Source organism: Bradyrhizobium sp. USDA 3240 (assembly GCF_054063295.1).
Genome location: NZ_JBSSGD010000002.1, coordinates 7,202,523 through 7,217,429, shown reverse-complemented (window position 1 = coordinate 7,217,429; position 14,907 = coordinate 7,202,523). Strand labels below are relative to the sequence as shown.

The 14,907-nt window shown below is 64.6% G+C and carries 10 protein-coding genes; 3 read left to right on the top strand and 7 right to left on the bottom strand.

Annotated elements, in window-relative coordinates:
* Nucleotides 1-9 precede the first annotated feature (9 nt).
* Nucleotides 10-246 (bottom strand): cysteine rich repeat-containing protein, encoded by a 237-nt coding sequence (locus tag ACVIGA_RS34645; RefSeq protein ID WP_223970889.1) that lies wholly within the window; start codon nt 244-246, stop codon nt 10-12.
* 404 nt (nt 247-650) lie between these two features.
* On the opposite strand from ACVIGA_RS34645, the gene ACVIGA_RS34640 reads away from it, so the two are divergent.
* Nucleotides 651-1,154: a hypothetical protein gene (locus ACVIGA_RS34640; RefSeq protein WP_375779885.1), complete on the top strand. Its 504-nt coding sequence runs from the start codon at nt 651-653 to the stop codon at nt 1,152-1,154.
* Nucleotides 1,155-1,232: 78 nt separating this feature from the next.
* On the opposite strand, the gene ACVIGA_RS34635 is transcribed toward ACVIGA_RS34640, so the two are convergent.
* The 4 genes from ACVIGA_RS34635 to ACVIGA_RS34620 form a co-directional block, all read right to left on the bottom strand.
* Nucleotides 1,233-3,617, bottom strand: a complete 2,385-nt coding sequence (locus ACVIGA_RS34635) for an efflux RND transporter permease subunit (RefSeq protein ID WP_456669545.1) — start codon at nt 3,615-3,617, stop codon at nt 1,233-1,235.
* A gap of 197 nt (nt 3,618-3,814) precedes the next feature.
* Nucleotides 3,815-4,609: an ethanolamine ammonia-lyase subunit EutC gene (gene eutC, locus ACVIGA_RS34630; protein ID WP_456669544.1), complete on the bottom strand. Its 795-nt coding sequence runs from the start codon at nt 4,607-4,609 to the stop codon at nt 3,815-3,817.
* A 4-nt stretch (nt 4,610-4,613) separates the two neighbouring features.
* The gene (locus tag ACVIGA_RS34625) at nt 4,614-6,200 is read right to left on the bottom strand and encodes a B12-binding domain-containing radical SAM protein (protein ID WP_223970899.1); all 1,587 of its coding nucleotides are present in this window, start codon (nt 6,198-6,200) and stop codon (nt 4,614-4,616) included.
* Nucleotides 6,201-6,328: 128 nt separating this feature from the next.
* Nucleotides 6,329-7,711 carry an ethanolamine ammonia-lyase subunit EutB gene (locus tag ACVIGA_RS34620; protein ID WP_456669543.1) on the bottom strand — a complete coding sequence of 461 codons (1,383 nt, stop codon included), beginning with the start codon at nt 7,709-7,711 and terminating at the stop codon, nt 6,329-6,331.
* Between the two features lie 348 nt (nt 7,712-8,059).
* On the opposite strand from ACVIGA_RS34620, the gene ACVIGA_RS34615 reads away from it, so the two are divergent.
* Together ACVIGA_RS34615 and ACVIGA_RS34610 are read left to right on the top strand one after the other, a co-directional pair.
* Nucleotides 8,060-9,766: a methyl-accepting chemotaxis protein gene (locus ACVIGA_RS34615; RefSeq protein WP_456669542.1), complete on the top strand. Its 1,707-nt coding sequence runs from the start codon at nt 8,060-8,062 to the stop codon at nt 9,764-9,766.
* 171 nt (nt 9,767-9,937) lie between these two features.
* The gene (locus ACVIGA_RS34610; protein ID WP_456669541.1) at nt 9,938-11,440 is read left to right on the top strand and encodes a sensor domain-containing diguanylate cyclase; all 1,503 of its coding nucleotides are present in this window, start codon (nt 9,938-9,940) and stop codon (nt 11,438-11,440) included.
* A 44-nt stretch (nt 11,441-11,484) separates the two neighbouring features.
* On the opposite strand, the gene ACVIGA_RS34605 is transcribed toward ACVIGA_RS34610, so the two are convergent.
* Both ACVIGA_RS34605 and ACVIGA_RS34600 read right to left on the bottom strand, forming a co-directional pair.
* A complete protein-coding gene (locus tag ACVIGA_RS34605) occupies nt 11,485-12,363 on the bottom strand; it encodes a transglutaminase family protein (RefSeq protein ID WP_456669540.1) in 879 nt (292 codons plus the stop codon).
* Entirely contained in the window at nt 12,360-14,891 is a 2,532-nt protein-coding gene (locus tag ACVIGA_RS34600; protein WP_456669539.1) for a circularly permuted type 2 ATP-grasp protein, read from the bottom strand. The genes ACVIGA_RS34605 and ACVIGA_RS34600 overlap by 4 nt, the downstream gene beginning before the upstream one ends.
* Nucleotides 14,892-14,907: the final 16 nt, after the last annotated feature.

Below are 14,907 nucleotides of genomic sequence, written 5' to 3'. Positions count from 1 at the left end.
AATCCGGTCTTATTGGCCGTGGCTCTTTAGCACTTGGTCGCAGGCGGCGCTGATCTTGCTGCGGTTCTGCTGCAGGCAGGCAAGAATGGTGAAATCGCCCTGATCGATGACGGAGCGGCAGTGACGCTGCACGTCGCGCGTGCAGGCCTTCTGCTCATCGGGCGTACCGCGCCCTTGCTGCTGGGCGAAGGCGCTGGACGAGAGCGGGATCGACAACAGGGCAACAGCCAGGAGAAATTTACGCATCGTATTCCTTCATTTCCGACAGCAGAAAATCTGTTCCCGAAACGCGTTTCGGCATGGCCGGGACGGATTTTGGGGATTGCAGACGCCACGTAACGCGGCAACGGATTGACGACAAGCACTGCTAAATGCGGCTAAATTTGCGGCGCTGTAAACCCCCGCCTAAGCTATTGAATTACAACAACGATTCATGCCATCATTTGTCGCGTTTGGGTATTGCGGATCGCACTCGCGCAAAGCTAGATGCCATCAAGAGGGCAACGGTTTCTGATTCTGTTCGTTGACAACAGGGCTCGCGCGCGCGGCTTCTGTCGTTTGAACCTAACATTCTTGGGTGACACTAAACCTTCGATGCGGCGAGACGCTTTCTTCCGACAGAGGCGTTGATTTTGATGGGAAAATTCACAATGAAACTGTTTGGTTCCAGCCTTTATGGTCAGGCCCTCAGAGCTGTGGCCGTCGGCGCCGCACTGATGCTGTCCGCCTCCGCAGTCCATGCCCAGGCCAATGGTCCATTTGCCGGTTTTGCCGGCTCGTGGACCGGAACGGGCACGGTGGCGTTGTCCAACGGCACGACCGAACGCATTCGTTGCAAGGCGGATTACAAGGTCGCGCCATCGGGCATGAACCTGAAGCAGTCGCTGCATTGTGCGAGCGACAGCTACAAGTTCGACCTTTCCAGCGACGTCACCAGCCAGGGCGACCGGATCTCCGGCAACTGGAGCGAGGCGAGCCGCAACATCTTCGGCAATTTGCAGGGCACCGCGGGTGGCGGCCGGATCGACGTGTTTGTCGAGGCGTCCGGCTTTGCCGCAAACCTGAACCTGCAGACCAACGGCTCCAAGCAGGTGGTGCAGATCGACTCCAAGGGCGAGATCCGCGGCGTCACGATCACGATGACGAAGACCTGACGTCCGGGCGATTTCACGCGCGAACAAAAAAGGCCCGGTTCCGAACGCTTCGGAACCGGGCCTTTTGTTTTCGGTCAATCAGGCCTTCTCGATCGGCACCTGTTGCCCGCCCTTGCCGCGCAACTTTTGGGACAGGTTGATCAGGAACATCGAGGTCGGACGCAGGATGAACAGGTCCGCGACCAGGGCCGCGACCATCGAGAACGCGCTGAGCCAGCCGAACAGCCGCAGCGACGGCAAGTCGGAGAACACGGTGACGACGAGGCCGCAGGCCAGCACCACCGTGGTCAGGATCAGCGCCGGACCGACCAGGACCGTGGCGCGCTCCACCGCAAGCTCCGGTGACACACCGGGCTTGGTCTCGAGCCGCAAGCGATTGAGGAAGTGGATGGTGGCGCTCAGCCCGAGGCCGAACGACACGGTCAACGCCACGACGCTGGCGAATTGCAGCCCCTCCCCGAGCAACCACAGCACGGTGCCTGACAGCACCACCGGGAAGATGCCGGGCAGGATGCACGAGAACATCACCACCACCGAGCGGAACGCCAGGCCGATGAAAACCGCCACCAGCAGGAATTCGACGGTCAGGCCACGGTTCAGTTTTTCGATCATGTTGGCGCTGTTGCGCGCGGCGATCACCGACAAGCCGGTGACCGCAATCTCGTAGCCGGGATGCTCGGCGCGCACCTTGTCCAGCGAGCTATCCAGCTTGTTCACGACCGGAAGCAGTTGGCTCGAGTCGAGATCCGGGACCCGGCCCGACACCACGACCGCATCCTGATCCGCCGAGATGAAGCGGCGCACCAGATGCTCGGGAATCACGCCGACATATTCCTTCAGCGTTGCGACGTCATTGCTGCCGGCCTTTTCGGCGAGCCAGCGGCGCAGGGTCTCCAGCGACCAGACGTTGCCGACCCCCGCCGCGGTTTCGACCATCGCGTGGACGTCGGCGATCGTCTTCAGGGTCTCCGGCGAGTAGAGCGATTGGCCCTTGGGGAATTCGATCAGCACATCGACCGGATTGGCGCCGGTCAGCTTGGCGTCGAGCCGGCTCGACGCCGCCACCGCCTGCCGCTTGTCCGGAACCTGGTCGGCGAGCCGGTAGCGCGGCTCGAGATTGGCGTAGATGACGCCGAGCCCGCCGACCACGATCACCGCGATCAGGCTGAACAGCCCGGGACGGCCCACCATGCGCACCGCGATCCAGTAGCAGAAATTGCGCAGCGCCTGGACGCCGGCGTCGGCACCCTGGAATTTTACCGCGAATACTTTTTCGTTGCGTACCAGAAGCATTCCGAATGCAGGCACCAGCGAGAGCACCGCGATCAGCGCAATGACGGTCGCTGCAAGCCCGGCCTCGCCGAATTTGCGGATCAAGTCGGAATCCGAGAATTGCAGCGCGATGAACGAGATGCCGGCGGTGCCATGCGTCAGCACGCAAGCCGGACCGACCACCATCACCGCATTCCTGAACGCGGTGTACTTGTCCTGGCCGGCGATCAGGCGGTCGCGTGCCGCAAACGTCAGCTGCATCGAGTCGGAGAAGCTGATCACCATGATGAGCGGCGTCATCACGTTCAGGAACATGTTGAGATTGAAGCCGGCCCAGCCGAGGCCGCCGAGCGCGAGCAGGATCGCAATGATCGGCGGGAACGCGGCGATCACCATGAACGATATCTTGCGGAAGAAGATGATGGCGATGATGCAGCCAGCCAGAATGCCGAGGATATTGTAAGTCAGCCCGTCGCGCTTGACCGCGTTGCGGATTTCGAGCTGCATGACCGGGACGCCAGAAAGCTGGGCATTGAGCCCGCTGCCGCTGAGATCATCGGCCATGATCTTTCTCATGTCCGCGACGACCTTGCTGAGCTTGTTGCTGCCGACAACCTCAGGCTCAAGCGACAGCACGATCAGCGCCAGCGTGCCATCCTCGGAGAGCAGCTTGCCGCGAATGATCTCGTTGGATTTGACGGTCTCGACGAATTTGTCGTAGGCGGCGCCTTGCGGCAGCTCGGTCGGGAACAGCGCGGCCGGCAATTTGCCGGGCTCGGGCGCCTGGCGCGCCGAAAACAGCGAGACCAGACCGCGCACGCCCTCGACCAGTTGCAGGTCAGTGACCATGTCGCGGATCTTTTCGAGGTTCTGGCGCGCAAGGAGCGTCTTGCCCTCGACCACGACCAGCACGTCGAACTCGGTAGCCGGGAAGCGTTTGGTGACCGCTTCGTACTGTTTGTAATCCTTGGAATTGGAACGGAACAACTGGCTGAGCGAGTCGTCGATCTTGATGCGCTCGATACCGAAAACGGCCGCGACCATCAGCGCCAGCAGAATGATGACTGACAGGACCGGCGCCTTGATCGCGATCAGGCCGATACGCTCCAGCCCGAACGCGATGCTGGGGCCCGAACGCGGCTCTTCGACCTTCTCGACGTGGACCTGACTTTCGGAGTTCTTTTCGAGCATGCCCTGTCCAGTTCTGAAAACGGCGCAATCTGTCTAGCTTGGGTCTAGGGGCGCGAATGAGGCGGGTGAGCGCGGCTTATCGGCGCTAGTCCTTGAAAACACGCGAATATTGACCGGCGCCGGTTTTACCTGTCCGCCCCTTTGCTCGCAAGCGCGAGGGTAGAACCAAATGCGCGGGGAACCGCTGATCCCCGCTATTAAGTATCTGATTTGTCACACCCCGGTAACGCATTCTGTGACGATCCACCGCCGCTTTCATCTTTCAACGCGATCCCGGTGATCTGGCGTGCCAAGCCTTCGCGCACAAGCCACGCGATCCTGAATGCGGCTTCCGGATAGCTCAGCCCGGCACGGTGGATGTTCGAGATGCAGTTGCGGTCGGCATCGCTGAGGCCGATCCGCGGCGCGAAGGTGAGATAGGCGCCAAGGCTGTCGGGCGCGGACAGGCCGGGCCGCTCGCCGATCAGCATCACCAGCATGCGTGCACCGATGATGGCGCCGATCTCGTCACCGAGGGCGACGCGCGCGCCCGACGCGATGACCACCGCACCGGTGTCGATCCTGTCGGCCGCAAGCCGCGGCACGAGGTGCCGGATCAATTCGACGGCATGCACATTGACGGCAGTCGGCGACAGGCCGTCCCCGATCATGATCGCGCAGGAGCATGCGGTGATGCCGCTTCTCTCCAGCGACCGCCGCGACGCCGAATCCAGCATGCGTCCCAGATCGGGCCGGCGCAGATAGTCGCGCCGGCCGGGCGCCTGGCTCGACACCTCGTGCGGCCTGATATCGAGGGCGGCGAGACCGGCTGCAATGCCGCTGACATCGAAGGCCGCGTGAACAGCGTCGCGGGCGCGGGCGTGGTCGAGCGTGAACGAGAGCAACGCATCGGTCGGCAGGCTGGCCCCGGACCGGCCGAGGCCGATGCGCGCCGGCGTGAGGTCGCGCAAATCGGGAAGCGACGGGGACGATGGCGCCGGCGGTGTCGTCATGCTGTCATTCGGCGGGAACGGAAGCCTCGCGCAGCCGGATCGAGTAGTTCGAGGCGTTCTGCCGGCCGCTGGAGGCTGCGCGCGCAAACGTGATCAGATGATGCGCAACCAGCGTCGCCGAGATCAGACCCTCGATGTCGCCGCGCTTGAGCCGGCCGAGCGCAAACTTCCAGAACACGCGCTTGTAGTCGCCGAGCACGCCGACCTTCCAGAAGATGTTGCGCAGCATGATCAGGCCGCGCCGGATGTTGGCCCAGCTCTTCATCTCCGGGCTGACCGGCACCTTGATGCGGTTGGCATAGGTGTAGTTGCATTGATGCAGGTAGCGCTCGAACAGCTTCTCGGGCTGGTAGGCGATCTCCATGCATTTGCGCCAGGAGCTGACCACGTCCTCATAGGGCAGCAGGAATTCGACATTGGAGTCGCGGCCCTCGTCATCGACCAGCCTTCCTGCCTTTTCGAGCCGATCCCACAGCGGCGTCTTCGGCAGCGCCTGCAGCAGGTTGATGGTGAGGAGCGGAATCCGGGATTCCTCGACGAAGGAGAGCAGTGCGTCAGCGGTCTGGGGCTTGTCGGTATCGAGCCCCATGATGATGCCGGAGACGACCTCCATACCGAACGAATTGATGGTGCGCACGCCCTCCAGGATCGGAACCATCATGTTCTGATCCTTGTGCATCGCCTTCAGCGCGTCGGGATCGGGTGTCTCGATGCCGACGAAGATCGTCACAAAGAAGGCCTCGCGCATCTTCTCCAGGATCTCGGGGCGCTTGGCGATGTTGAGCGTCGCCTCACAGGCGAGCCGCGTGACATAGCCGGTCCGCTTCTGCCACTCGATCAGATGCGGCAGCAGCTCGGCTGCCGCCTTGCGGTTGCCGATGAAATTGTCGTCGACGAAATAGACGGTGTCGGTCGCACCGCAGGCGCGCAGCTTGTCGAGCTCGGCGATGATCTGCTGCGGCGACTTCAGCCGCGGATTGCGGCCGTAGAGCCCGGGGATGTCGCAGAACTCGCACTGATAGGGGCAGCCCGAGGAGAACTGGATGCTGCCGAGGAAGTACTTCTTGGTTTCGGCGAGCTCATAGGCCGGTAGCGGGAATTCCGTCATCGGCAGGCGGTCGACGGTCTTCAGCACCACCTGTTCGTCCGGACGGCTGGTGTCCTGCTCCAGACGCCTGAACAGCTCATTGGTCGCATCGCCGAGCTCGCCGACATGAAGGTAGTCGAATGAGGGATAGTAGTCCGGACAGGCACTGACCGATGGGCCGCCGATCGCGACCACAAGCCCATGATCATGCGCGCGGTGGCAGATGTCATTCATCTGCTGGCGCTGGATGTGCATACCGCTGACGAACACCGCGTCCGCCCACTCGAAATCCTCCGTCGTCGCCGGACGCAGATTCTCGTCGACGAATCGGACCGGCCAGTTCTCGGGGAGGTATGCGGCGATCAGCAGCAGGCCCTGCGGCGGCATGAACGCCTTGACGCCCTCGGTCAGGGGATAAGAGTGCTCGAAGGTCCCAAAGGACGACGTATAGCGCGGAAAGACGCAGAGGATACGCCGTGCTGTCTTTATGCCCTCAGCTCTCATCAAACGACCCCGAAGCACCCGCAAATCTAACCACAGCGTGGAACGCTGGGCCAGAAATTCTTCAACATTGTGGCGCTTACCAACGTCACAACGGTGAGATAGTTGCTCTGCAGAATTTCGCTATCCCGTCAGCTCAGGAGCCTGGCGGCGAGGTCGGGCAGCTGCCCCGCATCGGCAACGAGGCGGAAGTCCTGCCCGGCAAGGCCGACGCGCGCGAGCCAGTCGTCGAATTCGGGCGCCCGCCTCACACCGAACAGGTCGCGGATGTAGAGCGCATCGTGAAACGATGTCGACTGATAGTTCAGCATCACGTCATCGGCGCCCGGCACGCCCATGATGAAGTTCACGCCGGCCGCCGCAAGCAGCGTCAGGAGATTGTCCATGTCGTCCTGATCGGCCTCGGCGTGGTTGGTGTAGCAAACGTCGATCCCGAGCGGCAGGCCGAGCAGCTTGCCGCAGAAATGATCCTCGAGCCCGGCGCGGATGATTTCCTTGCCGTCATAGAGGTATTCCGGACCGATGAAGCCGACCACGCTATTGACAAGCAGCGGATCGAACGCCCGCGCCACCGCATAGGCCCGCACCTCGCAGGTCTGCTGGTCGACCTGGTGATGGGCGTTGGCCGACAGTGCCGAGCCCTGCCCGGTCTCGAAATACATCACATTGTCGCCGACCGTGCCGCGGCGAAGCGACAGCCCGGCTTCCCGTGCCTCCCGGAGCAACGAGAGGTCGACGCCGAAACTGCGGTTCGCCGCCTCGGTACCGGCGATCGACTGGAACACGAGATCGACCGGCAGCCCCTGCCCGATCAGGCCGAGCGTGGTCGTGACATGGGTCAGCACGCAGCCCTGCGTCGGAATCCCGAGCCGCGTGATGACGTCGTCCAGCAGCCGCAGCAGGCCGCCGATGACGTTCGGATCGTCGCTCGCCGGATTGATGCCGATGCAGGCATCGCCGGACCCGAGCAGCAGCCCGTCGAGGATCGAGGCGGTGATGCCCTTGACATCGTCGAACGGATGGTTCGGCTGCAGTCGCGTGCTCATGCGCCCGCGCAAGCCGATGGTGTTGCGGAAGCGGGTCGTCACCTCGCATTTCTTCGCGACCAGGATCAGATCCTGGTTGCGCATCAGCTTCGACGCCGCCGCCACCATCTCCGGCGTGATGCCGCGCGAGATCCGGTTGATCGCGTCACCGGTGGCGGCATCCGACAGCAGCCAGTCGCGGAAGCCGCCGACGGTGAGCGACGACACCGGCAGGAAGCCGGCAACGTCGTGGCTGTCGAGGATCAGGCGGGTGACTTTGTCGTCCTCATAGGGGATGACGGGCTCATCGAGGAACTGCTTGAGCGGAACGTTGGCAAGCGCGAGCCGCGCGGCGATCATCTCCGCGGCGCTGTCGGCCGCGATGCCGGCCAGCCGGTCGCCGGACCGCGGCGGCGAGGCCTTGGCAAGCAGGATGCGCAGATCGTCGAATGCATAATTGGTGGCGTCGATGGTGTGACGATAGAGCATGGGGAATTCGCGTCGAGGCTGGGGACGGCGTAACCTAGCACCTCTTTGCGAAAGTCGTGCCATCAGCTTCGCCCGGTGTGCCGAGGGGATGTTGATGAATGAGGATGATGGCGGTCCGTCATTCAACACGGCGGCAAGCCGCCGCCACCCGGTCGCCGCGAAGCCGCTCATAAGACATTGGTATTATTTAGAGATTTTAACGGTTGCGGCGACACAGAACGCACGCGTTAAGAGATTGTCCATGAAGATTTTGCATAAGCTTTAGTCGGCCGAAGGTACTCCCCGGCCTCTTGGAGTGCCCTCATGCAGCCCCCCGTCACATCCCCCATCCCCACATCCCGGCCTTCAATGGCATCCCGATTCTCGCTTGCTGCCAGGCTGTACTCGACGTTTGCGCTGATTGCGGCGCTGACCGCGGCCATCACAGTGCTGTCCGACTACAACGCGCGGCGCAATGCCGAGCTGACCGAGGCCGTCGACCTCGCAAGCCGCGCCGCGCTCAATGTCGAGCGGGTCAACTCGCTGGTCTATGCGGTGGTGATGGAATCCCGCGGCGTCTACATGTCGACCGACCCTACGGCAGTGAAGAAATACGGCGCCGGGCTGCTGGCGTTCAACGACCGCATCCTCGGCGTGGTGAAGAACTGGGAAACCCTGGTGCAGGCCGACGACGCCGCGCAGTTCACGGTGTTCAAGCAGCGCATCGAGCAGTTCGTCGAGTTCCGGAAAGAGCTGGTCCGCCGCGGCATCGAAATCGGCGCCGCCGCCGGGCGCGAGTGGGGCGACAACGACGCCAACCGCGACGTGCGCACCGCATTGAACAAGGACCTCGAGGCGCTGTCCAAGGTCTACGCCGAGCGCAGCAAGAAGCTGGCACGGCAGACCGACACCAACCGCGAGCTGGCGCTGCTGCTGACCGGGCTCGGTGCAGCGGCCCTGATCGTGGTGGTGCTCGGCGTGCTGATCATCGCCCGCTCGGTGGCGCGGCCACTGTCGCAGATCACCACGACCATCAAGCACGTCGCCGAGGGCGCCGACCATGTCGACGTGCCGCATGCCGGGCGCAGCGATGAAATCGGCGCGCTGGCACGCGCCATCAAGGTCTTCCAGGAGGCGATGGATCGCAATCGCAGCCTGAACGCGCAAGTCGTGCAGGACTCCCAGGCCCGCGATGCCCGCGGCCGGCATATCGAGAGCTTCGTCGAGACGTTCCGCGGCACCATCGGTGAGGTGATCCGCGCGGTGCACGACAACGCTGCCACGATGCGTCAAACCGCGCAGACCATCGCGACCGTCGCGACGGACGCCAGCGGCCGGACGATGGCGGCGGCAGGCGCGACCGAACAAGCCTCGAGCAACGTGTCGGCGGTGGCGAGTGCAGCCGAAGAGCTCTCCGCCTCGGTCGAGGAGATCGGCCGCCAGGTCAAGCAGTCGTCCGGCGCGGTCGATCAGGCAGGTGCACGCACCGACCGGTCGATCACCGAGATCGAGAGCCTTGCCGCCACCACCCAGCGCATCGACGGCGTGCTGAACCTGATCCAGGCGATCGCCGAGCAGACCAACCTGCTCGCGCTCAACGCCACCATCGAAGCCGCCCGCGCCGGCGATGCCGGCCGCGGCTTCGCGGTCGTTGCGCACGAGGTCAAGGCGCTGGCCGGGCAGACCGCCAAGGCAACCGCCGAGATCAGCGAGAATGTCGGCCTGATCCAGGCTTCGACCCGCAACTCGGTGGCCGCCGTGCGCGAGATCGGCCAGGCCGTGCGCGAGATCAGCAACGTCACCGCCAACATCGCAAGCGCAATCAGCCAGCAGGATGCAGCCACGCGCGAAATCTCCGCCAACGCGCAGATGGCCGCCCAGGGCAACGAAACCCTGGTGACGAATGTCGGCTCGCTCCGCGACGACATGGACCAGACCAGCAAGGCGGCGGAATCGGTGCTCGCGGCATCGAACGATCTGACCGCAACCGCCGAGACGCTGTCGCGCGAGGTCGAGCAGTTCTTCCGCAACTTGCGCAGCGACGCCGCTGAGGATCTGCGACGGTCCGGAACCTGAACGGATCAGGCAGTCTGTCCGGGTCCCGCAGCAGGTTCCGACCAATCCGGAATGGTTAAGACTATCGCAACGCATGGGCGCAAATTGCCTGTGGTTGAGGTCGCCTTTCTCAATTTGATGCCCCTATAGAAACGGACAGAGCGCGGGGGCGCGGGGAAGTGGAAGCGAGCAATGAACGGGCTGTTGCCAAGGCCGAAGGCGGTGCCGACCAAACGGCTCCTCGCGCTCGGGATCGGTCTCGTCTTGTGCTTTTCGGCGATCTGCGCGTCCATTCTCTGGGAGATGGCCGGCAAGGACTATCAGCATGCCAAGGAAGGCGCGACCAACCTTGTCGCCTCCATCGCCAGCGAGATCGACCGCAACATCGAGCTCTATGACCTGTCACTGCAGGCGGTCGCCGACGGCGTCAGGCTGCCGGAGCTCGGCAAGATCAGCCCGGAGCTTCGCCAGGTCGTGCTGTTCGACCGCGCCGCCACCGCCAAGGATCTCGGCTCGATCCTCGTGCTGAATGCGGCTGGAGACGTCATGCTCGATTCCCGGACATTGACGCCGCGGACCGCAAATTTCGCCGATCGGGACTTCTTCCGGGTGCATCAGGCGCGAGCCGACAGCGGACTGTTCATCAGCGCTCCCTGGGTGACTCCAGACGGCGAATATCTGATCAGCCTGAGCCGCCGCATCAGCAATGACGACGGGTCCTTTGCCGGCGTCGTCGCGGGCAGCATGCGGCTCAGCTATTTCCACAATCTGTTTCGCAAGCTGAGCTTCGGCCTCGGCGACAGCATGGCGCTGTTCAACACCGATGGCGTCATGCTGATGCGGGCACCGTTCGACATCGGCAAGATCGGGCAAAGCATCAGGGACTCACAGGTCTTCAAGCAGTTCCCGGCGCGGCAATCCGGCTCCTACATGACGAAATCGCTCGTCGATCACGTCAGCCGGCTCTATGTCTTTCAGGCAGTCGGACACCATCCGCTGCTAATCGCCGAGGGCCTCGCGCTCGACGGCATCTATGCCGACTGGTGGCAACAGCTCTGGCTGATCGGAAGCGTGGTGGCGGCGCTCTGCGGCTTCTCGATCGTTTTGATGTTCTATCTGCTGGCCGCGCTCAAACGGCGGGCCGCCGCGGAAGGCCGGCTTGCGCACCTCGCGAACACCGACGCGCTGACCGGCCTCGCCAACCGCCGCCGCCTCGACGATACGCTCGACGTCGAATGGCGGCGTGGCATGCGCGCAAAGTCGCCGGTATCGCTTCTGATGATCGACGTCGATCATTTCAAGACCTTCAATGACACCTACGGCCATCAGGCCGGCGACGCTGTGCTCGCCACGGTGGGACGCTGCATCGCAGCCAGCACCAAGCGCGCAACCGATCTCGGCGCGCGCTATGGCGGCGAGGAGTTTTCGGTGCTGCTGCCCGGCATCGGCAAGGCGGGCGCATTGGAGGTTGCCGAACAGATTCGCGCAAAGCTGACCGCGGCGCGCGAATCCGAGCACGAGTTGCCGACCATCAGCATCGGATTGTCGTGCCTCGTCCCGGATCACGAGCGCACCTCGCGCGATCTGCTCAAGGCCGCGGACCTCGCGCTCTATCAAGCCAAGCATGAAGGCCGCGACCGCGTCATCGTCAGCCCGATCGGGTGGGACAAATCGGGCAAGCGGCAGGTCGCCTGATCGCGATGGCGGCGGCGTGGTCGCACGCGCCCGCCCCCCACGGCTCACTCCACGGGCACCACGTCGACGGCGACGCTGAGCTTCTGCTTGCGTGCGCCGACGATGACGCCGTCGACCGGAGAGACGTCGGCGAAGTCGCGGCCGATGGCGAGAATGATGTGGTCGTTGGCGACCATGAGATCGTTGGTCGGATCGAACCCGACCCAGCCGAGCTCGCTGCCGCACCAGACCGACACCCAGGCGTGGGTTGCGTCCGCGCCCTGCAGCCGCGGCTGGCCCGGCGGCGGAATGGTGCGCAGATAACCGCTGACATAGGCGGCCGGCAGACCGAGGCCGCGAAGCCCGGCGATCATCACATGGGCAAAATCCTGGCAGACGCCGTGGCGCTTTTCGAACACGTCGCGAAGCGGCGTCGAGATCACAGTCGCTTTGGGATCGTATTTGAAGTCGCCACGGATGCGGCGCATCAAATCAGCTGTACCGGCAAGGATGCCGCTGCCAGGCGAAAAACTCGCGGAGGCGTAGGCCGTCACCGGCCGCAGCACCGGCACCAGCCCGCTGGCGAAGACGTAGCCGACGGGCGAGGTTGCATCGAGGCTCAACGCCTCGAATGCGCTGTCGCGCACGTCCTCCCAGGGCAGGCTCGCCGCGTCGCGGGGCGGCGGCTGCCGCGCCACCGAGACCCGCGAGCGCGAATCGATCCGAAGACTGCGATGCGCGGTCTCGATCAGGACGCTTTCGGTCAGCGTGCCGAAGAAGTCGCGCCGCGCGGTGCGCTCCGCGGGCTTGGGACGTATCTCGACCGAATGGGAAACCAGCTGCTGCCCGTCGCCGGTGATCGGCTCCAGCCGCAGCGAGCAGCGCGCGAAGCTGACTTGGGTCTCGTAGCTGTAGGTCGTGACGTGACGGATGTCGTAGATCACGCCAGCCCCGTGAGCTTCTCCGGCCGGCTGGCGTTCGGCCCGTGCGGGAAATAATGCAGCCCGACTGAGTCGGCGAGGTTGAGCAGGTCCTGCTCCAGCGCAAACAGCGTCTTGACGTCGAGACTACCGGCTTCGGCCGTCGTCAACATCGCCTCGAGCGCGACCGCGAGCCGCTGCGGCCGCTCGATCAGGCCGTGCTCCTTCAGGCTTGGCAGCGCGGCGATATGTTCGTTCAGCGCCGCGACCTGGAATGCGACCGAGCGCGGATTATAGGGGTCGAGCACGGCAAGATCGCGCACCGGCGTCAGCAGCGGCTGCACCAGATAGCGCGAGCGGTAGGTGATCTGGCAGTCGACCAGCGTCAGCAGAACGTCGAGATCCTCGTCGCCGGCTTCGTCATAAGCGAACTGGCGGGCAAAGCGCGTGGTGTTGATGGCGCGTTCGGCGCGGCGGCCCATCTCGAGGAAGCGCCAGCCGGCGGCGCGGTTCATGTTCTCCTGCGCGAGGCCGGCGAAGCTTGCGAGCTCCTGCAAGGTCAGCTCGGCGGCGCTGACGACGCCGTCGTCGTCGTGAACCTCGATCGCGAGGCGATCCGCCATCTCGGTGATGACCTGCCAGGCATCCGGCGACAGCCGCTCACGAAGCGAGGTTGCCGTGCGCTGCGCCGACCGCACCAGCGACAACGCCGAGCCGAACTTCTCCTCGCTCTGCAACGCTTCGAGCGCGACCTTGGCGGGATTGGCGCGCGCAGTCTGCGACGCCGCGCCCCAGGTGACCAGCATGCGCTGGATGCGCTCGGCCGAATGCATCGCCGGTGTCGGGCCGGTCGCATTCACCCGCGCCGGATCGCGCAGCGGCGTGCACAGCGCGCGGATCAGCCGAATGGTCGCCTCAGCGCGCTCGAGATAGCGGCCGAGCCAGAACAGATTATCGGCCGCGCGGCTCGGCAGCACGCCGGCAATGCGGCGGATGCGGACGGTGTCGACCGCCGGCAGCAAGGTCGAGGTCGCAACCGCCTTGTCGGAGACCACCCAGACGTCAGCGGACACTGCGCCATCGCCCATCGACACCGCGCGCGCATCCGCGCGATCGGCAATCCGGCAGAAACCACCGGGCAGCACGGTCCAGCCGTTCGGCGTCGCCGCCGCGAATACCCGCAGCACAAAGGGACGCGGCGCGATGCGGCCGTCCTCCCACACCGGCGTCGTGGACAGGCGCACCAGTTCCTGTCCGACGTAGTCGATGCCGCGATGGCTGATCGCATCCTTCAGGCGGTCGCGGTCCGCAGCCGACAATTCGCCCGGCAGCACCGGCCCATGGCCTGGAAAATCCGCAACGCCGCGGCCATAGGCGCCCTCGATTGCGAATTCGTCGAGCCGCGACAGCACCTGCTCGCGGGCGGACTTCTGGCCGCACCACCAGGTCGCGATATGCGGCATCATCAGGTCTTCAGAGAGCAGACGGCGGCAGAGATTGGGCAGGAAGCCGAGCAACGCCCTCGCCTCCATCACGCCCGAGCCCGGCATATTGGCGACCACGACGCCGCTCTTGCGCAGCACCTCGACGAGCCCGGGCACGCCGAGATAGGAGGAGGCGTCGAGCTCGAGCGGATCGAGCATGTTGGAATCGACCCGACGCAGCAGCACGTCGAGCCGCTTCAGGCCTGCGACGGTGCGGATGTGGATGCGGTCGCCGGAGACCGCGAGGTCGTCGCCCTCGACCAGCAGGAAGCCGAGATAGCGCGCGAGCGTGGCATGCTCGAAATAGGTCTCGCTGAACGCGCCGGGCGTCAGCAGGCCGATCCGCGGCTCGTCGCGGTCGGCGCTGGCGCGGAGTGAATCGCGGAACGCCTCGAAGAACGGTGCGACGCGCTCGACATTCATCGACTTGTAGAGGTTGGAAAAGGCGCGCGACAGCACCAGGCGGTTTTCCAGCGCATAGCCCGCGCCCGACGGCGCCTGGGTGCGATCGCCGAGCACCCACCAGCGGCCGTCAGGCCCGCGACCGATGTCGGCAGCATAGAGATGCAGATAGCGGCCGCCGGGCGGCTTGATGCCGCTGACCGCGCGCAGATACTCGCTGCTGCCGGCGATCGCTGCGGCGGGAATCGCGCCTTCGGCGACGAGACGGCCATCGCCGTAGAGATCGGCCAGCACCATTTCCAATAGCTGGGCGCGTTGCGCGACACCGGCGGCGAGTTGCCGCCAGTCGGCCGCATCGATGATCAGCGGCAGATGGCTGAGCGGCCAGATCCGGTCGGAAGTGTCGCCCGGCGCGCGATAGGTAACGCCGGCCTCGCGCAGATGGCGGTCGGCGGAGGCAAAGCGCCGCTCGATATCGGCCGGCGACAGCCCGGCAAAGGCGTCGAAGAAGCGCGCCCAGACCGGCCGCGGCGCGCCGTTCTCGGCGATGTATTCATCGGGAATGCCGGGCAACCGGACATAGTCGCGGGTCCATTGCGCCATCCGGCGCTGACCGGGACGGGCCCTGCTCTCTTGACTGCTTCCTTGGCCACCCGATGCGGTCATTGCACTTCCCCTGCAC